The organism is Sphingomonas phoenicis, assembly GCF_047238005.1.
In the GTDB taxonomy this organism is placed as follows: domain Bacteria; phylum Pseudomonadota; class Alphaproteobacteria; order Sphingomonadales; family Sphingomonadaceae; genus Sphingomonas.
In genome coordinates, this window is sequence record NZ_JBDFMC010000002.1 from 1,840,396 (window position 1) to 1,864,841 (window position 24,446).

Genomic DNA, 24,446 nt, shown 5'->3' on the forward strand with positions numbered 1-24,446 from the left:
CTCAGCACTTATGAGTAAATGACGCATATCTTAGCACTATAAGTATCATTGACAGAGCAACGCGATAAAACTGTGACAATACTACTTCGGTATAGTACTTGTATTAGCACTTAACAGAGGTGATGCACTGTTTTGCAGCACTAAAATCCATAGAACATGAACGTTGCATTTATGAGACAGTATAGATCTGAATCTAAGCGACTGCGTTCGACCGGCTTTACAGTCATACCGGCACCGATCATCCATCCCGTATGCATCAACCTATACCGTTTTCTTGAGACGGTCGGGCGATAGCTTCATCGATCGCCGGAACAGTCGAAACCGACGCTGGCGATAAGAAGAAAAGGGACTGTGTACATGACCATGAACGGCCTCCGTGCGCGCGCTGGATTGCGCAGCGGTTCAGCACTGTCGACCATCGCCTGTGTCGGCGCCGGCCTCCTCGGCCTGACCATCGCCACCGCCGCCGCCGCGCAGGAGCCGGCCACCCCCGCCACCCAGGCCGAAGAGCCGCAGGGCGACATCGTCGTGACGGGCTCGCGCATCGCGCGGCCGGATGTTATCGCCAACAGCCCGATCAAGGTGGTGACGGGCGAGCAGACGATCGCCAACGCCGACATCACGCTCGATACGTTCCTCAACACCCTGCCCGGGGTAAATCCTGCGGGCACGACGACGTCGAACAACCCGCCAAATGGCGGACAGGCAAATGTCGATCTGCGCGGATTGGGTGCCAACCGCAACCTTGTCCTGATCGACGGACGCAGGGCCATGGTATCGGCCTCCAACCAGACGGTCGACATCAACACCATTCCGCAGGCGCTGATTGAGCGGATCGACGTCATCACCGGCGGTGCCGGCGCGGCCTACGGTGCGGATGCCGTCGCCGGCGTGGTGAACATCGTCACCAAGCGTGACTTCAAGGGCTTGGATGTTCGCGCGACCTACGCCAACTCCGTCCCCGGCACCGATGCTCGGGAGTACCAATTGTCGGCGCTGGCCGGCTACAACTTCGCCGACGATCGCGGCAACATAACCGTTGGGGGCGATTATTCGAAGCGACAGGGCTTGATCAAGAGCCAGCGGTCGTTCTCCGCCAATGCAACTGCAACGACCTCGTTCCTGCCTGAGGGGCTTTATGCCCCGTCGGGCAACGCACCGAACCAGGCAGCCATCGACAGCTATTTCGGCCAGTTCGGTGGTGCTCCCGGTTCTGTCGCCAACGGAAGCTCACTGATCGGGTTCAATCTCGATGGCTCGCTCTTCTCGCGCGGCGTGTTCAACAATCCGGCGAACGTCCTGAACTTCCGTTATCCGATCGATACGGCGGTCAATGCCAACCTTTATCCCGATGTCTATTCATACAATTTTGATGCGGTGAACATCCTCACCCTGCCTCTGGAACGCAAATCAGCGTTCGTGAAGAGCCGATTTGAGATCACCGATCACATCGAGGCCTTCGTTCAAGGCAACTACGCCGATTACAGTGCCGTTACGGCGCTGGCGCCGACACCGATCCCGACGGTCGCGGCGGAGTCGCTGACGGGAACCAACCCGATCCGGGTCAAAACCGGGCTGATCACATCCGGATCGTCGGTAACCAGCAACCAGTTGATCATTCCGGTGACCAACCCGTTCATCCCGGCCGCGTTCCGGACGCTGCTCGCCACCCGTACCGGCAACAACGCAGCCCTTGTCGGGACCGGCGCCACCGAGCCATTCCTGATGCGCCAGCGGACGCTGGCCGCCGGTCTGCGGCAGTCCGTTTATGGAAACGAGGTTTATCAGATCGTCGGCGGCCTGCGCGGCGATGTTACCGACTGGCTCCGCTACGAGGCGTCTTACAGTTACGGCCACACCCGCATTCAGCAGACGCAGACGGGCAACATCGACACCCAGCGGCTTCAGGGGCTGCTTGAAGCGGCCGATGGCGGCAACAGCATCTGCGCCGGGGGATTCAACCCGTTCGGCCGCCAGCCGATCAGCGCGGCGTGCCTGACCTATCTACAGGTCGATGCAACGCTGACGACGGAGTTCAGCCAGCGCATCGCTCAGGGCTATCTGACTGCCGACTTGGCCGATCTGCCGGCTGGCAAGATGACGGCCGTGGTCGGCATCGAAAGCCGGAAGTTCAAGTATGACTTCGATCCCGGCGCTCTCAGCGGACCTGTATCGGGCTTTAACGCCCAGAACCCCGCCGGCGGCGCGAACGACTTCACCGACTATTTCGGCGAACTGCTGGTGCCGCTCGCCCGGGATACGGGATGGGCCAGGTCTCTCGAACTGTCGCTAGGTGTGCGTGCGTCGCACAACAGCGTTCGCGACACGGTGAAGAATGTCGATGGTCGGTCGGGAACGGACTGGTCGTACAAGGCCGAACTCAGCTATGCGCCGTTCGAGCAGATGCGCTTGCGTGGCACCTACCAGCGCGCTGTCCGCGCCCCGAACTTCTCGGAACTCTTCGATGGCGGCGGCAGCAATCCGCAATATTTCGATCCCTGCTCGATCACCAGTGGTCTGCGAACTGGGTCGGCGGCTAATCAGGCACAGGCGTTGTGCGCGGCAACCGGCGTTGGTTCGCCCACCGCGTATGTGCAAACTCCCGGCACCCAGATTTCGCTGGAGGTGACCGGCAACACCAACCTGAAACCGGAAAAGGCCGACACCTTCACCGGTGGCGTCGTGTTCTCGGGCTTCAGCGGCGGACTGCGCCGCTTCCGGGCATCAGTCGACTATTACAACATCAAGATCAGTGACGTGATCCTGTCGCCGGATCCGAACCTGCTGGTCGCCGATTGCTATAACTACTTTGGCCAGAACGCGAACTACTCCGCAAGCAACGCCAGCTGCGGCTTCATCGGCCGCGCCGGTGGCGATATTCTGGGTATCGGCGGCAATGGCGGCAACCTGCCCTTCCCGGGCATCAATGGCGGCTTCGTCAAGACGTCAGGCGTCGATGTCCAGCTATCCTATGGCGTCGATCTGCCGTTCGTTTCCGAAAGTTCGGCACTGACCTCGACCCTTCTGGTGACCAGGGTGATCGACTACACGCAGAAGGACTTCGCCAACATTCCAGCCGTCGATTACAACGGGACAGTTTCGTTCTTCGGCTCCGGCCTTGGCGCATCGTCACCCAAGTGGCGTGGCAACCTGAACACCTCACTGGCGTTCACCGACAACCTCTCGTTCGACAGCCGCGTCCGGTACATCGACAAGATGGTGAACCGTGCCTCGCGCATCTATGTCGGCGAACAGTCGTTTACCGGCGCGAAGGCGGTCTGGTACTTCGACTTTACGTTGGCCGCCAAGATCGAGCAACTGACGCTGCGGTTCGGCGTCAACAATGCCTTCAATCGCAAGCCGCCGACCTATCAGCCAAACGTACAGTCGGGCACCGATCCTTCGCTCTATGACGTGATCGGTCGCCGCGCCTTCGTATCGGCAGGCCTGAAGTTCTGATCGCGATCACACCTGTCTGAACGCGGGAAGGGGGAGTGGAACCACGGTTCCACTCCCCCTTTTTCCATAAGCGACGAGCTTCCCCTCACCCCAGCACCAGCCGCCCGTCCCCCTCGTCCACCCGCACCGTCGTCCCGTCGCGCACGTCGCCGCGCAGGATCGCCTCGGCCAGCGGGTCCTGCAGATATCGCTGTACCGCACGGCGCAACGGCCGCGCGCCATAGACCGGATCATATCCCACCCGGCCCAGCCACGCGCGCGCCGCATCGGTCAGGTCCAGCACGATCTTGCGGTCCGCCAGCAGCTTGCCGACGCGGGCCACCTGGATGTCGACGATCGGCGCCATGTGCGGCTGCGCCAGCCGGTGGAACAGGATGATCTCGTCCAGCCGGTTCAGGAACTCCGGGCGGAAATGCGCGCGGACGATCTCCATCACCTGCGGCTCGACGCTGGCGACATCGGCGTCGTCGGCCATCGTCGCCAGATACTGGCTGCCCAGGTTCGACGTCAGCACGATCAGCGTGTTGGTGAAATCCACCGTCCGCCCCTGCCCGTCGGTTAGCCGCCCGTCGTCCAGCACCTGGAGCAGCACGTTGAACACGTCGCCATGCGCCTTCTCGACCTCGTCGAACAGCACCACCTGATACGGCCGCCGCCTGACCGCCTCGGTCAGCACGCCGCCCTCCTCATACCCCACATAGCCCGGCGGGGCACCGATCAGCCGGGCGACGGCGTGCTTCTCCATGAACTCGCTCATGTCGATCCGCACCATCGCCGACGGGTCGTCGAACAGGAACTCGGCCAGCGCCTTGGTCAGCTCGGTCTTGCCGACGCCGGTGGGGCCCAGGAACAGGAAGCTGCCCAGTGGCCGGTTTGGGTCCTGCAACCCCGCACGCGCGCGCCGCACCGCGGTGGAGACGGCGCGCACCGCATCGGCCTGGCCGATCACGCGGCGGCCCAGCACCTCCTCCATCCGCAGCAGCTTGTCGCGCTCGCCGGCCAGCATCCGGTCGACGGGGATGCCGGTCCAGCGGCTGACGACGCCGGCGATGTCGTCGGCGGTCACCTCCTCGCGCAGCATCGCGCCGGCGCTCTGCCCCTGCGCCTCCTCCAGCTGCTTCTGCAACTGGGGGATGGTGCCGTAGGACAGCTCGCCCGCCCGGCCCAGGTCGCCCTGCCTCTGTGCCTGGTCCAGCGCGATCCGCGCCGCGTCCAGCTGCTCCTTCAGCTTCGCCTCGGCGCCGATCTTGTCCTTCTCCGCCTGCCAGCGGGTCGTCAGCGCGCCCGACTGCTCCTCCAGCCCGGCCAGCTCGCCCTCCAGCGTCGCCAGCCGGTCGCGGCTCGCCGCGTCGGTCTCCTTACGCAACGCCTCGCGCTCGATCTTCAGCTGGATGATGCGGCGGTCGAGATTCTCGATCTCCTCGGGCTTCGATTCCACCTCCATGCGGATGCGGCTGGCGGCCTCGTCCATCAGGTCGATCGCCTTGTCGGGCAGGAAGCGGTCGGCGATGTACCGGTTCGACAGCGTCGCCGCCGCCACGATCGCACCGTCGGTGATCCGCACGCCGTGGTGCAGCTCGTACACGTCCTTCAATCCGCGCAGGATGCTGATCGTGTCCTCGACCGTCGGCTCGCCGACGAACACCGGCTGGAACCGCCGCTGGAGCGCGGGGTCCTTCTCGACATACTTCCGATACTCGTCCAGCGTGGTCGCGCCGACGCAGTGCAGCTCGCCGCGCGCCAGCGCGGGTTTCAGCAGGTTGCCCGCATCCATCGCCCCTTCCGATTTACCGGCCCCGATCAGCTGGTGCATCTCGTCGATGAACAGCACGATGTCGCCATCGGCCGCCTTCACCTCGTCCAGCACACCCTTCAGCCGCTCCTCGAATTCGCCGCGATACTTCGCGCCCGCGATCAGCGCGCCCATGTCGAGCGCCATCAGCCGCCGGTCCTTCAGCGTGTCGGGCACGTCGCCATTGGCGATGCGCAGCGCCAGCCCCTCGGCGATCGCGGTCTTGCCGACGCCAGGCTCGCCGATCAGCGCGGGGTTGTTCTTGGTCCGCCGCGCCAGGATCTGGATCGTCCGGCGGATCTCCTCGTCGCGGCCGATCACCGGGTCCAGCTTGCCGTCGCGCGCCGCCTGGGTCAGGTCGCGCGCGAACTTCTTCAGCGCGTCGTACCGGTCCTCCGCGCCCGCCGTGTCGGCGCTGCGCCCCTGGCGCAGGCCGTTGATCGCGGTGTTCAGCGCCTCGGGGCTCGCCCCCGCGGCCTTCAGCGCCTTGCCCGCCGCGGTCGTCGTCGCCAGCGCCAGCGCGACCAGCAACCGCTCGACGGTGACGAAGCTGTCGCCCGCCTTGCTCGCGATCTGCTCGGCCTGGTCCAGGACGCGGACGGTATCGTTGTCCAGCCCCGGCGTCGCCTGCGCGCCCGATCCGCTCACCGCCGGGATCTTCGCCAGCGCCGCGTCGGTCTCGGCCACCGCGCGCTTCGCGTCGCCGCCCGCCGCCTGGATCAGGCCGGCCGCCATGCCCTGCTCGTCCTCCAGCAGCGCCTTCACCAAATGCTCGGGCGCGATGCGCTGGTGGTTCATCCGGATCGCGACGGTCTGCGCGGACTGCAGGAAGCCGCGGGCCCGGTCGGTGAATTTCTCGATGTTCATGTATCACCCCTGTGGATGACGCCAAGGTAATGTGGTATTTCGGCAACACAAGGGCGGCACCTGATTGCCGTTGCGCACGCCCGTGATAACCGCTTTGGCATAACGCTGTCGCTGTCCCGATCGGAGCTTGCGCTTGATGACCCTGAAGACCCTCGCGCTGCTCGGTGCCGCGCTTGTCACCGTTCCCGTCACCGCTCCCGCCTTCGGTCAGGCGGCACCTGCCCCCCGCCCCGCTCCGGTCGCCTCGCTGGTCGCGCAGGTCGACATTCCGTACCAGACGTTCACGCTGGCGAACGGCCTGCGCGTGGTCGTCCACACCGATCGCAAGGCGCCGGTCGTGGCGGTCAGCGTGTGGTACGATGTCGGCGCCAAGCACGAACCCGCCGGCAAGACCGGCTTCGCGCACCTGTTCGAACATCTGATGTTCAACGGGTCGGAGAACGCGCCCGGCGACTTCTTCGAACCGCTGAAGCAGGTCGGCGCGACCGACTTCAACGGCACCACCTATTTCGATCGCACCAATTATTTCGAGACGGTGCCGACCGCGGCGCTGCCCCGTGCGCTGTTCCTCGAAAGCGACCGGATGGGCTATCTGCTGGGCGCCATCACGCAAGGGGTGCTCGACGAGCAGCGCGGCGTCGTCCAGAACGAGAAGCGGCAGGGCGACAACAGCCCCTATGGCCTGATGCGCTATGCGGTGACGGAGAACCTGTTCCCCGCCGGTCACCCCTATGGCCACGACACAATCGGCTCGATGGCCGATCTCGACGCCGCCTCGCTCCAGACGGTCAAGGACTGGTTCCGCGACCATTACGGGCCCAACAACGCGGTGCTGGTGCTGGCCGGCGACATCGACGTCGCGACCGCGCGGCCTTTGGTGGAAAAGTATTTCGGCAAGATCGCCCGCGGTCCCGAAACGGTCCGCCCCAACGCGCCCGTCCCTACCCTGCCCGCTGCCAAGACGATCGTGCTGAAGGATCGGGTCGCCCAGACGCTGGTCGCGCGCGAATGGGCGGTGCCGGGCGTCAACGACCGCGATGCCGTCGCGCTCGATGTCGCCGCCGCGGCGCTGGGCGGCATGGCCTCGTCGCGGCTCACCAACCAGCTGGTCCGCAAGGAACAGCTGTTCGTCCAGGTCTGGGCCAATAACAGCAGCTTCGCACAGGTCGGCACGTTCGAGATCGGCGGGCTGGTGCGCCCCGGCGTCGACCCCGCGGTCGCGGCGCGGCGGCTGGACGCGGTCGTCGCCGATTTCCTGCGCACCGGCCCCACCGCGGACGAGGTGTCGCGCGTCGTCACCAGCCAGGTCGTCGGCCGCATCCGCGGTCTGGAGTCGGTCGGCGGCTTCGGCGGCAAGGCGACCGCGCTGGCCGAAGGGGCGCTCTATTCGAACGATCCCGGCTTCTACAAGAAGCAGCTGGCGCTCCTCGCCGCGACCACTCCGGCCCAGGTAAAGGCCGCCGCGACGACGTGGCTGACCCGTCCCGCGCTCGACCTGTCGGTCGTGCCCGGCGAGCGCGGCGCCTATGCCGAGGCGAAGGTGCCGCCCGCCGTCCAGCCGGTCGCCGCCGCCACGCCGCCGGCAAAGGGCACGCGCGGCCCGCTGCCGGCGGTCGCGGAGCCGAAGGGGCTGACCTTCCCGGCGATCGCCCACGACACGCTCTCGAACGGCATCCGGATCAGCTACGCGCATCGCGATGCCGTGCCGATGACGCAGGCGGTCATCAGCTTCGACGCGGGCATCACCGCCGATGTCGCCGGCCGGCTGGGCACGCAGAACCTGACCACCTCGATGCTGGACGAGGGGGTGCCCGGCTATGACGCCATCGCGCTCGCCGAGGCGCGCGAGCGGCTGGGTGCGTCGATCGGCACCGGATCCTCGGCCGATCGCACGACCAGCTATCTGGGGGTGCCGAGCGTCAATCTGGCCGCCGCCGCCGATCTGTGGTCGCGCATTGTCCGCCAGCCGACCTTCCCCGACAGCGAGTTGCCGCGGGTGAAGGCGCAGCAGCTGGCCGCGATCCAGCAGGAACTGACGACGCCCGACGGCCTCGCCAACCGCGCGCTGACCCCGCTCGTCTTCGGCGCAGGCTCGCCCTATGCCAAATATATCGGCGCGGGCGATCCGGCGGCGGTGACGGCGGCGACGCGGGCGGATCTGGTCGCCTTCCACCAGGCCTGGCTGCGCCCCGAAAAGGCGAAGCTGTTCGTCACGTCGGACCGGCCGCTGGCGGAGATCAAGCCGATCCTCGAGCGGGCGTTCGGCGACTGGCGCGCCACCGGCGCCGGCGGCACCAAGCGGTTCGCTCCGATCACGTCGGCCACCCCCCGCATCGTGCTGGTCGACCGGCCGGACAGTCCGCAGTCGATCGTCTCGGGCGGGGTCGCGACCAGCCTCGCCGGCACCGACGACCTGCTCGCCGTCAACGTCGCCAACGATGCGCTGGGCGGCAGCTTCCTGTCGCGGATCAACATGAACCTGCGCGAGGACAAGCACTGGTCCTACGGCGCGGGCGGCGGCATCCAGGCGTACGAATTCGCCGCCCCCTACATGGCCCAGGCCGGGGTACAGGCCGACAAGACGGGCGCCAGCCTCATCGAGATGCGCCGGGAGTTGAACGAGTACGTCACCACCCGGCCGATGACCCAGGTGGAGTTCGACCGCGCGGTCCTCGGCTCGGTCCGCGCGCTGCCGGGCCAGTTCGAGACGTCCGGGGCGGTGCTGGGCGCGATGCAGCAGAACGACCTGTATCGCCGCCCCGACGATTACCAGGCGCAGCTGCCCGCACGGCTGCGCGCGCTCACCCTGCCCCAGGTCCGCGCCGCGGCGACATCCGCGATCGATCCCAAGGGCTTCGTCTGGGTCGTCGTCGGCGAGGCATCGAAGGTGCGCGGCCAGCTTGACACGATCGGCCTGCCGGTCGAGGTCGTGACGGCAGGCGCGGTCGCTGGCGGCGCGACGCCGCCGGCCGCCGCCGCGAAGTGAGGAGAGCAGGCATGGCCGATGTCGACGGCAGCTACGATTGCACCGTGAAGTCGCCGCTGGGCGACCAGAAGATGACGCTGACCGTGAACAGCGACGGCTCGACCTTCACCGGCAGCGTGTCGGGCGCGATGGGCGCCATGGACGTGCACGGAGAGGTCGCGGGCGACCAGATCAGCTGGAAGCAGCAGATGACCGTGCCGATGCCGATGACGCTCGACTGCACCGCGACGATCGCCGGCGACACCCTGACCGGCAGCGTCGGCGCCGGCGCCTTCGGCAGCTTCCCGATGAACGGCACCCGCACCGCGTAACCGCAAGCGGGCGGGGGGAGCAGGCCACAACGCATGCCTCCCCCGTGCTGCCGTCCTGCAAGCCCGGACGCCGCCCCGCCCGGAACCGACGCCCGGTCCGCCATGGACGAGGCCGGCCGCAACGCTCCAGTTGCCGCCGCGCCCGCACGATCAGCCTGTCGACCGGCGGCTCCGGTAACACGACCCCGCTAGACTGGAGTTCGATCAGGTCTGGTCAACAGGATCGTCACCCCGGACTTGATCCGGAGTCCCGCTTATCCCGCGTCCAGCGGGATCCCGGATCAAGTCCGGGATGACGGTATCAAGCTGATCGACAGCGACGCTAGAGTGCGATTCACCTGAGATGAAGCACCACCCCGGCGAAGGCGGGACCTCTGCGAAACCCTTCCGTCATCCCGGCGCACGCCGGGACGCATCTCTCCGCGCGCGTCGAAGCGGTTGATGTTCCCTTGTCCATGGGACCCCGCGTCCGCCGGAATGACGAAGCGAATGGAGCGAGGGACATTCCGCGAATGTCTCGCAAAGGCCGCAATCCGGAGCGAGTGGACCTAGCCTATCGCACGCGCTTCAGCACCACGCCCCGTGCGCCACCGATATCCGCCATGTAGCTGCCCAGCACGCCCTTGCGGACATGGACCGGCTGGCCGACCCGCGGCTCGGGTGCGCCGGCGTCGTTGCTCTGCCACACGCTGCCGTCGGCCAGCGCGATCGTCCACCGCCCCTGGCTGGATGACGAGACGCTGCCGACCGTCGAGACGACCTCGCGCACCGGCGCCGGACGCGGCGGCCTCGCCTTCGCGCGTGGGGCGCGCTCCTCCCGCTCCACGCCCTGCACCCGTGCCGCGGCCAGATAGCGGTCGAAACAGGCCAGCCGCTCGGTCGGCGCCGCGATCGCGCCGCACGCCAGCAGCTCCTCGGGCGCGGGCGCGCTCCAGGCGACACTGGCCGCCATCATCAGCGCCACCGCCGCCGCGAGCCTCACCGATCCGCCGGCCACCATGCCTCGTCCCATTCCCATGCCTCGTTCTTTCCCCGTCACGTCCGGTAACGCCCCGATCATAGCTGGCCACCGGCCCGAAGGAAAACGCCGATACGCAATACCTTGGGGGCGCTCCCTGCCCCTTCCGCCCGCCCGCGCCGCTGTTCGCCTCACCGCACCAGCGCACGATGCCGCGGCGTGCCTTCGGGCGTCACCTCGACCTTGCGGACTACCCCGTCATGTCGCCGATAGATCTCGTAATAGCGCCCCTCGCCATGCACCTCCTCGATCATGACGATCTCGCCGCCGGCGGCGATACCCGGCAGGACGGCGCGCACCGCGGGCGGCAGATCGGCCGGAGTCAGGGCGCGCTCCACGACCAGTCGGCCGTCCTCCTCGCGTTCGATCGCCGCCTGGCGCACGCCACCCCAATATAGCTGGATCTCCCGCTCGTCGCCGGGGGCGACATAGGCCACCCAGGCGCGGTGGATCGCCATGATCTGGCCGCCCGACAGGCTGAACATCGCGACGCCCGAAGCCACCATCGCGGCCAGCCCGGCCCGCCGGAACAGGCTCTCGCGCATCAGCGACAAGACGCGGCGGGAGGCGAACGACGCCAGCACCGCCGCCGTCGCGATCAGGGCGCCGGCGACCAGCGCCGACCGCGGCAGCAGCCCGAACGCGGCATAGAGCGCGATCTTCAACAGGTGCAGCAGCACCTCGTTGGTCGCGCGTGTCGCGACGATCTCGTCCTTGGTCAGTCCCATCCGGTAATAGGCACGATTGAAGACGACGCCGACCGCGCCGGTGAACCCCGACAACAACCCTGCCGCGGCACCCAGCAGCGGCAGCCGCCCGAGCGGCAACGACGCCTCCGTGCCCGCCGCCGGGATCCGGCGGAACAGGGAGGGCAGGTTCAGGAGCAGGAAACACCCCAGCAGGAACTCGACATAGACCGCCTCGAACCGCGTCAGCAGCCAGGCACCCAGCGCCGCGGCCGGCAGTGCGGCGGGAACGAAACGGCGCACCACGTCCCAGCGGATTCGCTGCCGGTAGAGCCAGATGCGCGACGCGGAACTCGCCGCCGTCCCGATCGACAGGGCGCCGGGGATCGACGCCACCGGCAGGATCAGCCGCAACAGCGGGACCAGCACCAGCCCCGCACCACCCCCCGCCACCGCACTGACGATGAAGGCGATGAAGGCGGCGACGAAGACGAGCGCGACGATCATCGGCCACCACTATCCGATCGGCCACGACACGCCAAAGCCGCGGCGCGCCGGGCATCCGGTCGCCGCACCCTATCCCCGCGCCACCGCCGCCGCGATACGCAATATCTTGACCGGACGTATCCCGGCCCTGCCTCCACCCGGCCGATGCGCGCGCATGCCGTTCTCCAGATCATGCCATCGCAACTTCAACCTAGAAACGCGTTCTGGTCGTGGACCGGACCGGCCACGCCGCTGGCTTCTCTGCTTGGCTGCGAACACGGCCACGCCGACGGGTGGTCGCTGGATCGCGATCTCCTCTCCCGGCATTCGAGTGTCGGAGGATGCTGCCGCTCGGACGCACGATGCCATGCTCGCGTCGGCATTCGCCAGGCTGGCATATATCGGCGCTTGGCAGATCTTGGTGGCGCCGAAATGCCGGTATCGTGATGATTTCACTACGCGGAGTAAAAGACGGCGCGCCACATCAGGGAAGCGGCAAGCAACACAGCGCCACCGATGCCCTTTCAGCAAGACGGACAGTTTGAGCAATAGTTTTGTACGAAATGGTCCGAAACGATTGATTCTCAGTAAGCAGGCATTGACTCGCCAACAGCACTACGATGCGATGCGACTTGCGAGCGGAACGTTCGCAATCCGGAACAGAACCATGAAACGATGCATCGCCATTCTGGCAGGGATCGGTCTGATCCAGGGAGCCGCAATAGGGCAAGGATATAGTTGCCGGGAGAGATGCTTCATGAACTACACCCGCACCATCCAGGCATGCAACACCTATCCGCCCGGCTCTTCTCAAAATCAGTCTTGCATTGACGCAGCGATCAGGGCGTACGATCAATGTCGTGGCGGCTGCACATCGTAAATGCGTATTGTGGAAAGTTGGTATCGACGGGTGTCGACTTTCTAACCACCTTCTGGTCTGGGAGGATTGTTGAATGCGATCGTGTCGCCATTTTGTTTTGCTTTCGTGCATGCTCGGCACTTCTGGCGAAGTCGGGGCACGCGAGATGGCTGTCGAAAGCTGGTCACAGCCGGGGGTCACTTTCGCCCGGTATCGTGGCGATGCGGTGGAATGCGGCTCGATCGGCTACAACCGGAACGTTTCCGACGACGAACCGGCCAAGCGCTTTCTGCGCGGGTTCAGAACCGCCGACGACGATCTCAACACGGATATGCCGACCGACGAACGACTCCAGAAATGGCGGGATGTCGTCCGCAGAACCAATCCCGATCGCCGCAAACGTGAACTTCACGCCATACAGGTCGGAGATGTCGAACGCTGCCTGGCCAAGCGAGGCTACACCAGGTTCACGCTCACCCGTGAAGAAAGCGAGGCCCTGAAGCGCTATCCGGTCGGCAGCACCGCCCGGCACCGTTACCTCCATACCCTCGCCTCGGCGTCACGATAACCGCTTGCCGGCGCGCCGGGCATCCGGTCCGCCGCACCCTATCCCCGCGCCACCTGAAACCCGGCGAACGACTGGCGCACCGGCATCATCTCCATGCGGTTGACGTTCAGGTGCGGCGGCAGGTTGGCCACCCACAACAGCGTCCGCGCGATGTCGTCGCCGGTCATCGGCTCGGCACCCTCGTACAGCGTGTCGGACGCCGCCTGGTCGCCGCCCGTGCGGATCAGGGTGAACTCGGTCTCGACCATGCCCGGCTCCAGCGAGGTCACGCGCACGCCGGTGCCTGCCAGGTCGGCGCGCAGCCCCAGCGAGAACTGCGTCACGAACGCCTTGGTCCCGCCATAGACGTTGCCGCCGGCATAGGGATAGGTCGCGGCGGTCGACGACAGGTTGATGATCGCGCCCCGCCGCTCGATCAGCATGGGCAGCACCCGGTGGGTCAGCGCGATCAGCGACAGGACGTTGGTGTCCACCATCGTCCGCCACTGCTCCAGATCGGCCTTCTGCGCGGGTGCGGTGCCCAGTGCCAGCCCGGCATTGTTGACCAGCAGGTCGATGCCGCGGAACGCCCCGGGCAGCGCGTCCAGCGCCGCGTCGCGCGCCGCCTCGTCGCGCACGTCGAACGCGGCGGTGTGGATGCGTCCGCCGGCGTCCTCGCCCAGACTCTCGCGCAGCGCCGCGAGCCGGTCGGCCCGGCGACCGGTCGCGATCACCTGCCAGCCATCGGCGACGAAGGCGCGCACCGCCGCCTCGCCGATGCCGGCAGTCGCGCCGGTGATGAGGGCGGTTCGGGTCATTGCGGGGTTCCTGTCGATCGTGGCGGCCATGGCGGTGTAAAGCACCGCCCGTCCGCTCCGATCAACCCGCCGCGTGATGCCGCGGCTCAGTCGTACCGGGCGACCCACATGCGTGCCGCGATCCGGTCGGCGGTCAGCGCTCCGGCCGGCGCGGTGGCGACGCCGTCCTCCACCGCCTGTGCCGCCACCGCCACCGCGATGCGCAGCGCCACGTCGCGCAGGGCGGTGATCGGCGGCAGCAGCGATCCGTCGCCGGCGTCGCCCATCGCCCCCAGCGTCTCGGCCGCCGCCATGAACATCCCGTCGGTCACCCGCCGTGCCCCCGCCGCCAGCGCCCCCAGCCCGACGCCGGGGAAGATGTAGACGTTGTTGACCTGCGTCACCCCCGCCACCCCGAACGGACTGCCGGTCCCGACCAGCGCCCGGCCATCGGTCCAGGCGAGCAGGTCGGCGGGATGCGCCTCCGCGCGCGAGATCGGGTTGGACAGCGGAAAGATCACCGGCCGCTCGCATCCCGCCGCCATCGCGCGCACCACCCGCTCGCCGAAAGCGCCCATCTGGCCGGACGCGCCGATCAGCACCGTGGGGCGGACGTTGACGACCGTTTCGTAGAGTCCGATCTGGTTGACGGTCAACGTCCAGTTGACGACCTCGGCCGGGTCCCGGGCAAGCGGAATCTGCTGCTGCGGCAGGCGCGGAATGTCCGAAAGGATCAGTCCGTCGCGATCGACCGCCCACAGCCGCGACCGCGCCTGCCGCTCGTCCAGCCCTTCCGCGATCAGCGCACGGACCAGCATCTCGGCGATCCCGCTGCCCGCCGCCCCGGCGCCGAACAGGACGATGCGCTGGGCGCCAAGTGGTTGACCTGTCCGGCGAATCGCCGCCAGCAGGGTGCCCGTCGCGGTCGCCGCCGTGCCCTGGATATCGTCGTTGAAGCTCAGCAGGCGGTCGCGATACCGGTCGAGCAGATCGTACGCGTTCTTCCCCGCGAAATCCTCCCATTGCAGCAGCACGGCGGGAAAGCGGGCATCGACCGCGGCGACGAATTCTTCAACGAAATCATCATACTCCGGCCCACGCACGCGCGGATTGCGCCAGCCGACGTACAGCGGATCGTCGCGTCGCTCGGCATTGTCGGTGCCGACATCCAGCAGGATCGGCAGCACCTCGGCCGGGTGGATGCCGGCGCAGGCGGTGTACAGCGCCAGCTTGCCGATCGGGATGCCCATGCCCCCCGCCCCCTGGTCGCCCAGCCCCAGAATGCGTTCGCCATCGCTGACGACGATCACCTTCACCCGGTCAAGTGCCGGATCCGCAAGGATATCTGCGATGCGGTCGCGATTGGGATAGGACAGGAACAGCCCGCGCGGCCGCCGCCAGATTTCGCTGAACCGCTCGCATCCCTCGCCCACCGTCGGCGTGTAGACCAGCGGCAACAGCCGCGGCAGGTCGGCCTGGACCAGCGCGTGGAACAGTACTTCGTTGGAATCCTGCAATTCCCGCAGGAAGGCGTAGCGATGGAAATCGTCCGCCATCCCGTTCAGCACCCGCCGTCGCCGCGCGATCTGGCTGTCGAGCGTCCCGACATGCGGCGGCAACAGGCCGTGCAGCCCCAGCACGTCCCGCTCTCCTTGCGTGAAGGCGGTCCCCTTGTTGGTCAGCGGATCGGCGAGCAGCGCGCGGGCGGCGGCGTGGAAGGCGGGAGAGATGGCGTATGTCCTTGTTCAGAAGCGGAAACTGATCCACCCGGCGAGGAAGTCGGAACTCTTGTAGCCGGCGTTGGTCAGGGCCGGGCCGGCATCGAGATGCTCGTACCGCCCGGTCACGCTGATCCTCGGCGAGATCGTCCACACCGCCTGCAACCGCGTCGTTTCCGCGATCTTGCGGCCACCGACATTCTGGGTCCCGTCGAATGCGGTACCGTTTGCGCGGTAGACCGCGTCGGTGAGCGAGTCGCGCCACGAGAACTGGTATTCCGCGCTCACCCGCAGGTTCTCCAGCGGCGTGAACGTGACGTTGGGGGCCGCGGCGATCAGATTGGTCGGTGTCGCAAACAGCTGATAACTATAGTAGATGTTGTTACCGAACGGGGCGAGTGCGTTACGCAGCGTGCCGTTGCCATAGGCACCGCCGCCGGTCGCATAGTCGACGTGGAAGCCGACGCGCGGCGCGGTGCGATCCTTGCCCAGGCGGTAGTTCTGGGCCAGCAGCAACAGCCACGCATCGATCTTGCGCCCGTCATGGCTGCCGCCCTGATGGTTGATCGTCCAGTCCAGATTGACCGGACCGGCGTCGCCCCAAACATGCAAGCCATGGAAATTGCGCACTTCCCGTGCCGTGATCCCGCCCCATACCGCATTGTCGTTGCGCAGGCGCCACAGGAACGGGTCGACATACAGCTTCGACCCGCCCAGGAACGACGTGGGCAGGACGACGCCGGTGGAAATACCGGAGAAACGGCGCGTGCTGTCACTGACATCGTCGCCGGTACCGCCGACGCCCAGCCGGGTGGTGCGGAAATCGAACAGGTCGACGCGCAGCGACTTGCTCCGCGCCCATGCCCGGGTGCCGTTGTAGACGAAGAAGATCGTGTTGTTGTCGCGCGGCACGACCAGCAGATTCGGTCCGTCGGCAAATGTCTGGCGCCCGTACCTGACGCCCAGATCCGCACCTCTGATGTTTCCCGTTACATCGACGAACGATTGCTGGACGACCAGGTCGTTGCGCAGCGTCGCGGCCGGCGTGCCCAGGTTGCGGCCCGCCAGCCCGCCATGCGCCAGCTCGCCGAACACGCGGACATGCTTGCCCAGGTGCAGGTCGGCCCCGCCGACGATGCGGTTGATGTCCTGCCGCTGCGCCTCCGCCTCTCGCAGGTTGGGGTTGCTCGTCATGTTGACGCGCAGTCGCAGCTCGCCCGACAGCGACAGGTACACATCACCGTCGGCCGCGATCGGGATGTATTTCAGCCGATCGACGACGTCGTCGCGCTTCGCCGGGTCGCGATAGCGGGTCCAGTCCTCCGCCCAGCGCGACTGGTTGTACCCGCCGGCCGTCACCCCGTCGCCGACCGCCTCGGCCGGATAGGCATCGGCCAGCGGCGCCGCCTGGCTGGGGTTGGCGCGGTCCTTGGGCCCGGTGGTCTGGGCGGTGGCGGCGATCGCCGGCATCAGGGCGAGCACCGCGGCGCAGGTGGCGCGCCACGTCGGGTTCGGCATGGGAATATCTTTCGGCGAGAGGGCGGAAGCGACGGCGAGGTTACTCGGCCGCCACCACGCCCTCGGGCAGATCCTCGACCCGGGGCAGTTCGCCGCGCAGGGCGGCATCGAACTGCGGCTTGTCGAGCTTGCCCTCCCAGCGGGAGACGACGACCGTCGCGACGGCGTTGCCGATGAAGTTGGTCAGGCTGCGGCACTCCGACATGAACCGGTCGATGCCCAGGATCAGCGCCATGCCCGCCACCGGCACCGACGGCACGATCGACAGCGTCGCCGCCAGCGTGATGAACCCTGCCCCGGTCACCCCCGCCGCGCCCTTCGACGACAGCATCGCGACGCTGAGCAGCAACAGCTGCTGGCCGATCGTCAGATCGACATTGCATGCCTGCGCGATGAACAGCGCCGCCAGCGTCATGTAGATGTTGGTGCCGTCCAGGTTGAACGAGTAACCGGTCGGCACGACCAGCCCTACGATCGACTTGGGGCAGCCGGCCCGCTCCATCTTCTCGATAAGCGACGGCAGCGCGCTCTCCGACGAAGAGGTGCCGAGCACCAGCAGCAGTTCCGCCTTAAGGTACGATATCAGGCTGAAGATCGAGAAACCGGCCAGCTTGGCGACCACGCCCAGCACGACGATCACGAACAGCAGAGAGGTGAAATAGAAGGTACCCACCAGGAAGGCGAGATTGGCGAGCGTGCCGACCCCGTACTTGCCGATGGTGAACGCCATCGCACCGAACGCGCCGATCGGCGCCGCCTTCATGACGATGCCGACCAGCTTGAAGAAGGCGATCGACACGTCGTCCAGCAGGTCGAGCACCTTGGCACCGCGATCGCCGACCAGCGCCAGGCTGACGCCGAACAGGATCGACACGAATAGCACCTGAAGGATGTTGCCCTCGGTCATCGACGACAGGAAGGTGTCGGGGATGATGCCGGTGAGAAATCCGGTGATCGTCGTGTCGTGCGCCTTGGCCGCGAACTCCGACACCTTCGACGTATCCAGCGTCGCCGGATCAATGTTCAGCCCGGCGCCGGGCTGCACCACGTTGGCGACGATCATCCCGATGATGAGCGCGAGGGTGGAGAAGAAGAAGAAATAGAGGAACGCCTTGCCTGCTACCCGACCGACGGAGGCGAGATCGCGCATGCCGGCGATACCGGTGACGATCGTCAGGAAGATCACCGGTGCGATGACCATCTTGACCAGCTTGATGAACGCGTCGCCGACCGGCTTCAGCGCCTCGCCCGTCGCCGGGGCGAAGTGGCCGAGCAGCACGCCCGCGATGATCGCGATCAGCACCTGCGCGTACAACTGCGCATACCAGGGCTTCGCGACTGGCGGCGTAACCGGCATGGCCGGATCGTGACGGGTGTCGAACTTCATGGCGGACTCCTCTCGGCGTGCACGCCCGCCGGTCGCGGGTTCGTGCCGTCCGGATTGTCTTCGATCGCTGCAAAGAGTGCAAAGCCGATTACCTGCAGAGCACTCGCTTATTGTTTCAGTGACTTAACCGATTCCGGCGGTAGCGCGCCGTGTCGTTCGTAGGACAACTCGACGAGTTCAGTGCAAAAAGTTGCACACACATCCGGGCATGCTACGCTGCTGCCATGTCTCGCGTTCTTCGCCGCCGACTCTGGCTGCTGCTGGCCGCGGCCGCGGTCGCGCTGGTGGTGGCCGCGGGTGTCGCCCATGTCACCGAACGCAGCGCCCGCGCCCGCTTTCTCACGGCACTGGCGGCCGATGCCCGGCTGCGGCAGGCCTTGCTCGCGAGCGAGGTCGCCCGCTTCCGGCTGCTGCCGGAGGCGATTGCCGACGACAGCGATCTGGTCGCCACGCTGCACGCGAGACCGGGAGCGGCACAGGCGCTGAACCGCAAGCTGGAGACGCTGGCCGCGCATACCGGGGCGGCGGCGATCTATGCCATCGGGCCGGGCGGGCAGACGCTTGCGGCCAGCAACTGGCGGACCACGCGCAGCTTCGTCGGCCGCGATTATCGCTTTCGCCGCTATTTCATCGAGGCGGGCCGCGTGGGCGTGGCGGAGCAGTTCGCGCTGGGCACCGTCAGCGGCCGGCCCGGACTGTACCTGTCGCGGCGGACGCGCGACGGCGGCGTCGTGGTGGTAAAGCTGGAATTCGACCGGATCGAGCGACAATGGCAGGCGGCCGGCGGCATCACCTTCGCCACCGATGCGCAAGGGGTGGTGCTGGTCACCAGCCGCCCCGACTGGCGCTTCGCCGCCGCCCGCGCGATCGCACCGGCATCCGCGGCGGCCGAGCGGCGGGACATCGGCGTGGTCGCGCTTCGCGCGCCACCCTTCACCGCACGAGACGATGGCCGGCTGGCCGTGGCCGGCACGCGCGAGGCGATGATGATGGCCACGACCGGGCCGGATGCGTCCGGGTGGCGCGTCTCGCTGGCGATGCCGACGCGACGCGCGGTCGACAACGCCGTGCGCAACGCCGCGATCGCCGCTGCCCTGGCGACGCTCACCCTGCTGGCGCTGTTCTGGGGATGGCGCGAGCGGGCGCGTCGCCGGGCCGAGCGGACGCAGGCGCTGGAGGCGGCAGTGGCAGCGCGCACGGCGGACCTCAGCCGCGAGATCGCCGAGCGCGCCGCGGCGGAAGCGCGGGCGGCAAGCCTGCGCGACGACCTGCGCCAGGCGAACCGGCTGGCGGCGCTGGGCCAGATCACCGCCAGCGTCGCGCACGAGACGGCGCAACCGGTCGCCGCCATCCGCACCTATGCCGCAAGCGGCGAGCAGCTGCTCGATCTCGGCGCGACAGAGGATCTGCGCGGCAACCTGCGCGCGATCGGCCGCCTCACCGAGCGGATCGGCGCCGTGACGGCCGAGCTGCGCGGCTTCTCGCGCAAGGGCAGCGGGACGATCGGCCCGTTGCCGCTGGCAGAGGTGATCGACGGTGCGCGACTGATCCTGAAGGAAGGGCTGTCGCGCGTCGACCTCTCGCTACCCGCCATTCCTGCCGGCCTGATGGTAGTCGCCGGCCGAGTGCGGCTCGAGCAGGTGGTCGTCAACCTGCTGCAGAACGCGATCGAAGCACTCGACGGTCGGCCCGACGCCGCCATCGCGGTTCGGCTGGACAGTGCCGGCGCGATGGTCGTCCTGACGATCGCCGACAACGGGCCCGGCATCGACCCGGCGATCGCCTCGCGCCTGTTCACTCCCTTCGCGACCAGCCGGCCGAAGGGATTGGGACTAGGCCTGATCATCGCCCAGGACATCATGAACGACCTGGGCGGTACGTTGCGGCTGGTCCCGTCCGATCGCGGCGCGGCCTTCGCGGTGGAACTGCGCAAGGCATGACCGGCCGGACCGCCCGCGTCGCCCTTGTCGAGGATGACGAGGATCTGCGAAACTCCACGGCGCAACTGCTTACCCTCGCCGGGTTTTCCGTCGACGCCTATCCGGCGGCGGCGCCGGCGCTGGACGCGATCGACAACGATTTTTCGGGCGTGGTCGTCACCGACATTCGCATGCCGATGATGTCCGGGCTGGATCTGTTCCGGACGCTCAACGCCCGCGACGCCGCCCTGCCGGTCATCCTGGTGACCGGCCATGCCGACGTCGCCATGGCCGTCGATGCGCTGAAGGCCGGGGCGTGGGATTTCCTCACCAAGCCGTGCGATCCCGCCGCGCTGGTCGCGGCGGTCGGCCGCGCGGCGACCGCGCGCGCGCTGGCGCTCGACAACCGGCAACTGCGCGCGGCGGCAGGTGCGAGTGCCGGGGGCGATGTCGCGGCCGGGCTGATCGGCCGCTCTCCCGCGATCCGGCGGCTGCGCGAGATGATCCCGGTACTCGCCGATGCGAGTATCGACCTGTTCGTCGAGGGCGAGACCGGCACCGGCAAGGAACTGTTCGCCCGCCTGATCCACCGTGCCGGGCGCCGGGCACGTCACCGGTTCGTCGCGGTCGCCTGCGCCGCCCTGCCCGACATGGTGATCGACGGTCAGCTGTTCGGCAGCGGCAGTGAGGGGGGCGTCGCGGCCGCCAGCAGGGGTACCCTGTTCCTCGACGATGTCGACCGGGCGTCGCCCATGCTCCAGGCGCGGCTGGTACCACTGGTCGAGGATCGTGCGATACCCGGCGTCGCCGCCCGGGCGGCGACGCCGATCGACCTGCGCGTGATCGCCACCGGCGGCGACAGCGGCGAACGCGGGGCCGGCGCGATCATGCCCGAGCTCTTCTATCGACTGGCCGCCGTTCGCCTGCGCCTGCCGCCGCTGCGCGAGCGCAGGGAAGATGTGCCGCTCCTTTTCGCGCACCTGGTCGACGCCTCTGCAAGCCGGCTGCGCATGGCGATCCCGCCGTTGACGGTCGGCGCGCGCGACCGGCTGAACGATCACGACTGGCCGGGCAATGTCCGCGAGCTGGCCCATTTCGCCGACCGGTTCGTCCTGGGGCTGGAGGAAGAGGCCGGTGCCGGGCTGCCCTCTGCCGGTACGCTGCCCGATCGCGTCGCCGCGTTCGAGCGCGACGCGATCGTCGAGGCGGTGCTGGCCGCAGGTGGCGAGGCGGCGGGGGCGATGGACCGGCTGGGACTGCCGCGCAAGACCTTCTACTACAAGGTTCAGCGTCACGGCATCGACCTGGGCGCGCTGCGCCGCCGGTTGCGCCAGAACTAGCCGGTCGCCGGCAAACTATCCGCGGACGAACCCGAGGATCGGCCTGCCGGCGCGCTGCATATCCTGACCGAGCGGGCGATAGCCCAGCCGGTCCGCCAGCCGGATCGAGGCGGTGTTGCCCGGATCGATGATGCACGCCGTTCGCGGGATCTGCTGCCCCCCGGTCCACGCCAGCACCGCGTCCATCGCCTCGCGCGCGAAGCCCTGGCCATGGCCCGCACTGGCGAGAATCCAGCCGGCTTCGGGGACATCCGGCATCGGCGGCTGGATGTCGCGACGGGCGTCCATCAGGCCGGCCTCGCCGACCAGTCGGCCGCTCGCCGTCTCCCGCAGCACCCACATGCCCCGTCCAAAAGCGGTCCACTGGCCGATGTGACGGAGCAGCTGGATCCACACCTCCTCGCGGCTGCGTGGTTGACCGCCGATATGGGCATAGACGCGCGAATCGGCCCAGATCGCGGCCAGCGCGTCGAGATCGTCGGGCGTGTGCCCCGACAGGGTCAGCCGTGCCGTGTGGAGCACGGGTGCAGCGCCGATCATGACGACAGGCGGCCTGCCCCCCGCCACGCGATCGCCTTGCCGAGCACCCGGGACAGCTGCTCGATCGAATAGGGTTTGTGGAGCAATTCGAACCCGTGCTGGTCGTTCTGTGCCAGCACGTGGCTGTATCCGCTGGTCAGCACCAGCGGAACGCCAGGATAGCGGCGGCGCACGACCTCACCGAGTTCGACGCCGCTCATCCCCGGCATCACTACATCGGTGAAGATCACCTGAAAACCATGGGGGTTGCGCGACAGCGCCGCCAGCGCCTGCTCGGCGTCGCTGGCCAGCGTGCTGCGATAGCCGAGTTCGCGCAAAGCCGCCGTCGCGAACTCGCCGACATCGGCATTGTCCTCCACCACCAGCACGCAGGCACCCTCACCGGAACGCTCCACGACCTCTTCTGTGGGTTCGGCGACGATCGGCATCGCATCGGTGCGCGGCAGGTACAGGGTGAAGCTGCTGCCTTGGCCGACCGCGCTCTCGACGTTGATCGTCCCGCCGGACTGCTTCGCGAGCCCGATCGCCTGGCTGAGCCCTAGACCGGTGCCGGCGCCGACCGCTTTGGTGGTGAAGAACGGCTCGAAGATCTGCTCCAGCCGGTCGGCCGGGATCCCCTCGCCGGTATCGCCGACCGTCACCGTGACGAACTCGCCCACGGCCGGGGCATGGCCGCGAATCGCGGGGATGCCGGACACGGCACCGACCGCGATGGTCAGCTTGCCCGATCCCGGCATCGCGTCGCGCGCGTTGACCGCCATGTTGATGATCGCGGTGTCCAGCTGCGACCGGTCGGCCAGGACCAGCACCGGCTCCTTCGGCACGACGACTTCCACCTCGATCCGCGATCCGGCCAGCGTGACGACGATGTCGCGCAGATCGGTGACGCTCTGCCCCAGATCGAACAGTTCGGGGCGGAGCGATTGCCGGCGCGAAAAGGCGAGCAGCTGGCTGGTCAGGCGCGTCGCCCGATCGGCGCTGTCGGCGATCGCGTCGACATAGCGGCGGCGGCGCTCCTCGGCCAGGTCGGCACGTCGCAGCAACTCGGTTGATCCGCGAATGACGGTCAGCAGATTGTTGAAATCATGGGCAACGCCCCCGGTCAGCTGGCCGATCGCCTCCAGCTTCTGCGCCTGTCGCATCGCTTCTCGCGCCTGCTCCAGCTCCGCCGTCGCGCGCAGTCGGTCGGTCACGTCGGTGACGAGCTGGAACGCCCCGCGCGGCTCGTCATGCTCGTTGCGCAGGGTGCGGAAGCGCATCTCGTAACTGCGCCGCTCGCCGCCCGCTGCCGGATCGCCCAGCTCCGCGATCGTGGTGAAATTCTCGCCCGCCAGCGCCCGCGTCCAGATCGCCTCCACCTCCTCCCGCTGGTCGGGCAGATGCGCCAGCAGATCGAGCAGATGATCGCCGGCCTTGGGCCGGCGGCCGAACGCGCGCTCGAATTCGTCGGCACCCGCACGGTTCAGGCCCATCCAGCGGTAATCGGTGTCGATCACGTGGACGAACGTGTCTGTCTCCTCGAAGATCGTCGCCAGCAGGTTGCGCTCGGCCGTCCGCTCACGGACGCGCGTCTCCAGATCGCGGTTCAGGCTGGCCAGCTGCTCGTTGGCGGCGTCGCGCGCGCGTTCGGCCAGTACGCGGGCGGTCGTTTCGCCGGTGACGCAGAACAAGCCGGCGATCCGCCCGGCATCGTCATGCGCGGGCGAGTAGGTGAAGGTCCACCACCCCGCCTCCGCCACGCCCTCTCGCGACAGGTCCAGCGGCATGTCCGTCATCGTCCGGCTCTCGCCGGCCAGGGTCGCGGTGACCAGCGGACCGATATCGTCCCAGATGCTCGCCCAGACTTCGCGGAACGGTCGCCCGAGCGCGGTCGGCAGGCGATACCCCAGCATCGGGCGGTACGCGTCGTTGAAGAAGCAGCGCAGATCCGGCCCCCAGGCCAGGAACATCGGCGTCGGACAGGCCAGCATCAGGGCGAGTGTCGACTTGAGCGACACCGGCCAGTCGCCATAGTCGCCGATCGGCGTGGCGGACCAGTCGATCGCCGCCAGTTCCGCCCCGGTGACGGTTGCCGCGAGATGGGGCGGGAACTGATCCATGTAGCCGATCATAAGCGCCATGTGCGGGAAGTGTTCCGCGATGACCAGCCACCTTGGTCATCCTGGTCGCAAATGGCGGACGATCGACGGCGTCGGGGAACGCCGCCGATCGTCCGG

The 24,446-nt window shown here is 67.7% G+C and carries 16 protein-coding genes; 7 read left to right on the top strand and 9 right to left on the bottom strand.

Annotated features, from left to right (window positions below; all coding sequences use genetic code 11):
- The first annotated feature begins 357 nt into the window (after positions 1-357).
- Positions 358-3,459 carry a TonB-dependent receptor domain-containing protein gene (locus tag ABC319_RS10005; RefSeq protein WP_413070081.1) on the top strand — a complete coding sequence of 1,034 codons (3,102 nt, stop codon included), beginning with the start codon at positions 358-360 and terminating at the stop codon, positions 3,457-3,459.
- An 85-nt stretch (positions 3,460-3,544) separates the two neighbouring features.
- Here ABC319_RS10005 and clpB read toward each other — a convergent pair whose 3' ends face one another.
- Positions 3,545-6,118, bottom strand: a complete 2,574-nt coding sequence (clpB, locus tag ABC319_RS10010; protein ID WP_413070082.1) for an ATP-dependent chaperone ClpB — start codon at positions 6,116-6,118, stop codon at positions 3,545-3,547.
- Between the two features lie 136 nt (positions 6,119-6,254).
- On the opposite strand from clpB, the gene ABC319_RS10015 reads away from it, so the two are divergent.
- Complete coding sequence (locus ABC319_RS10015; RefSeq protein WP_413070083.1) at positions 6,255-9,104, top strand: M16 family metallopeptidase; 2,850 nt, start codon at positions 6,255-6,257, stop codon at positions 9,102-9,104.
- An 11-nt stretch (positions 9,105-9,115) separates the two neighbouring features.
- Entirely contained in the window at positions 9,116-9,415 is a 300-nt protein-coding gene (locus ABC319_RS10020; RefSeq protein ID WP_413070084.1) for a hypothetical protein, read from the top strand.
- A 553-nt stretch (positions 9,416-9,968) separates the two neighbouring features.
- Here the strand turns inward: ABC319_RS10020 and ABC319_RS10025 are convergent.
- A complete protein-coding gene (locus ABC319_RS10025; RefSeq protein WP_413070085.1) occupies positions 9,969-10,433 on the bottom strand; it encodes a hypothetical protein in 465 nt (154 codons plus the stop codon).
- 131 nt (positions 10,434-10,564) lie between these two features.
- Complete coding sequence (locus tag ABC319_RS10030; protein WP_413070086.1) at positions 10,565-11,626, bottom strand: sulfite exporter TauE/SafE family protein; 1,062 nt, start codon at positions 11,624-11,626, stop codon at positions 10,565-10,567.
- Here ABC319_RS10030 and ABC319_RS10035 point away from each other — a divergent pair.
- A complete protein-coding gene (locus tag ABC319_RS10035; protein ID WP_413070087.1) occupies positions 11,592-12,485 on the top strand; it encodes a hypothetical protein in 894 nt (297 codons plus the stop codon). The genes ABC319_RS10030 and ABC319_RS10035 overlap by 35 nt on opposite strands.
- Before the next feature lie 145 nt (positions 12,486-12,630).
- Entirely contained in the window at positions 12,631-13,032 is a 402-nt protein-coding gene (locus ABC319_RS10040; RefSeq protein ID WP_413070088.1) for a hypothetical protein, read from the top strand.
- Between the two features lie 38 nt (positions 13,033-13,070).
- On the opposite strand, the gene ABC319_RS10045 is transcribed toward ABC319_RS10040, so the two are convergent.
- The 4 genes from ABC319_RS10045 to ABC319_RS10060 form a co-directional block, all read right to left on the bottom strand.
- Positions 13,071-13,829, bottom strand: coding sequence for an SDR family NAD(P)-dependent oxidoreductase (locus tag ABC319_RS10045; RefSeq protein ID WP_413070089.1), 759 nt, complete (start codon positions 13,827-13,829; stop codon positions 13,071-13,073).
- Positions 13,830-13,915: 86 nt separating this feature from the next.
- Entirely contained in the window at positions 13,916-15,538 is a 1,623-nt protein-coding gene (locus tag ABC319_RS10050; protein WP_413071672.1) for an NAD-dependent malic enzyme, read from the bottom strand.
- Positions 15,539-15,553: 15 nt separating this feature from the next.
- Positions 15,554-17,044: an alginate export family protein gene (locus tag ABC319_RS10055; protein WP_413070090.1), complete on the bottom strand. Its 1,491-nt coding sequence runs from the start codon at positions 17,042-17,044 to the stop codon at positions 15,554-15,556.
- A 40-nt stretch (positions 17,045-17,084) separates the two neighbouring features.
- Positions 17,085-18,431, bottom strand: a complete 1,347-nt coding sequence (locus ABC319_RS10060; protein ID WP_413070091.1) for a dicarboxylate/amino acid:cation symporter — start codon at positions 18,429-18,431, stop codon at positions 17,085-17,087.
- Between the two features lie 224 nt (positions 18,432-18,655).
- Here ABC319_RS10060 and ABC319_RS10065 point away from each other — a divergent pair, with 224 nt between their 5' ends.
- Entirely contained in the window at positions 18,656-20,371 is a 1,716-nt protein-coding gene (locus ABC319_RS10065; RefSeq protein WP_413070092.1) for a sensor histidine kinase, read from the top strand.
- Positions 20,368-21,690: a sigma-54-dependent transcriptional regulator gene (locus ABC319_RS10070; RefSeq protein WP_413070093.1), complete on the top strand. Its 1,323-nt coding sequence runs from the start codon at positions 20,368-20,370 to the stop codon at positions 21,688-21,690. Before ABC319_RS10065 ends, ABC319_RS10070 begins: the two co-directional genes overlap by 4 nt.
- A 15-nt stretch (positions 21,691-21,705) precedes the next feature.
- Here the strand turns inward: ABC319_RS10070 and ABC319_RS10075 are convergent, their stop codons facing one another.
- The gene (locus ABC319_RS10075; RefSeq protein WP_413070094.1) at positions 21,706-22,230 is read right to left on the bottom strand and encodes a GNAT family N-acetyltransferase; all 525 of its coding nucleotides are present in this window, start codon (positions 22,228-22,230) and stop codon (positions 21,706-21,708) included.
- A complete protein-coding gene (locus ABC319_RS10080; protein ID WP_413070095.1) occupies positions 22,227-24,329 on the bottom strand; it encodes a PAS domain-containing protein in 2,103 nt (700 codons plus the stop codon). The genes ABC319_RS10075 and ABC319_RS10080 overlap by 4 nt, the downstream gene beginning before the upstream one ends.
- Positions 24,330-24,446: the final 117 nt, after the last annotated feature.

Coding starts and splice junctions, on each gene's coding strand:
- ABC319_RS10065 (WP_413070092.1), top strand. CDS start 18,656: ATGTCTCGCGTTCTTCGCCGCCGACTCTGGCTGCTGCTGGCCGCGGCC.
- ABC319_RS10055 (WP_413070090.1), bottom strand. CDS start 17,044: ATGCCGAACCCGACGTGGCGCGCCACCTGCGCCGCGGTGCTCGCCCTG.
- clpB (WP_413070082.1), bottom strand. CDS start 6,118: ATGAACATCGAGAAATTCACCGACCGGGCCCGCGGCTTCCTGCAGTCC.
- ABC319_RS10080 (WP_413070095.1), bottom strand. CDS start 24,329: ATGGATCAGTTCCCGCCCCATCTCGCGGCAACCGTCACCGGGGCGGAA.
- ABC319_RS10075 (WP_413070094.1), bottom strand. CDS start 22,230: ATGATCGGCGCTGCACCCGTGCTCCACACGGCACGGCTGACCCTGTCG.
- ABC319_RS10025 (WP_413070085.1), bottom strand. CDS start 10,433: ATGGGAATGGGACGAGGCATGGTGGCCGGCGGATCGGTGAGGCTCGCG.
- ABC319_RS10015 (WP_413070083.1), top strand. CDS start 6,255: ATGACCCTGAAGACCCTCGCGCTGCTCGGTGCCGCGCTTGTCACCGTT.
- ABC319_RS10070 (WP_413070093.1), top strand. CDS start 20,368: ATGACCGGCCGGACCGCCCGCGTCGCCCTTGTCGAGGATGACGAGGAT.
- ABC319_RS10020 (WP_413070084.1), top strand. CDS start 9,116: ATGGCCGATGTCGACGGCAGCTACGATTGCACCGTGAAGTCGCCGCTG.
- ABC319_RS10040 (WP_413070088.1), top strand. CDS start 12,631: ATGGCTGTCGAAAGCTGGTCACAGCCGGGGGTCACTTTCGCCCGGTAT.
- ABC319_RS10030 (WP_413070086.1), bottom strand. CDS start 11,626: ATGATCGTCGCGCTCGTCTTCGTCGCCGCCTTCATCGCCTTCATCGTC.
- ABC319_RS10045 (WP_413070089.1), bottom strand. CDS start 13,829: ATGACCCGAACCGCCCTCATCACCGGCGCGACTGCCGGCATCGGCGAG.
- ABC319_RS10035 (WP_413070087.1), top strand. CDS start 11,592: ATGAAGGCGGCGACGAAGACGAGCGCGACGATCATCGGCCACCACTAT.
- ABC319_RS10060 (WP_413070091.1), bottom strand. CDS start 18,431: ATGAAGTTCGACACCCGTCACGATCCGGCCATGCCGGTTACGCCGCCA.
- ABC319_RS10005 (WP_413070081.1), top strand. CDS start 358: ATGACCATGAACGGCCTCCGTGCGCGCGCTGGATTGCGCAGCGGTTCA.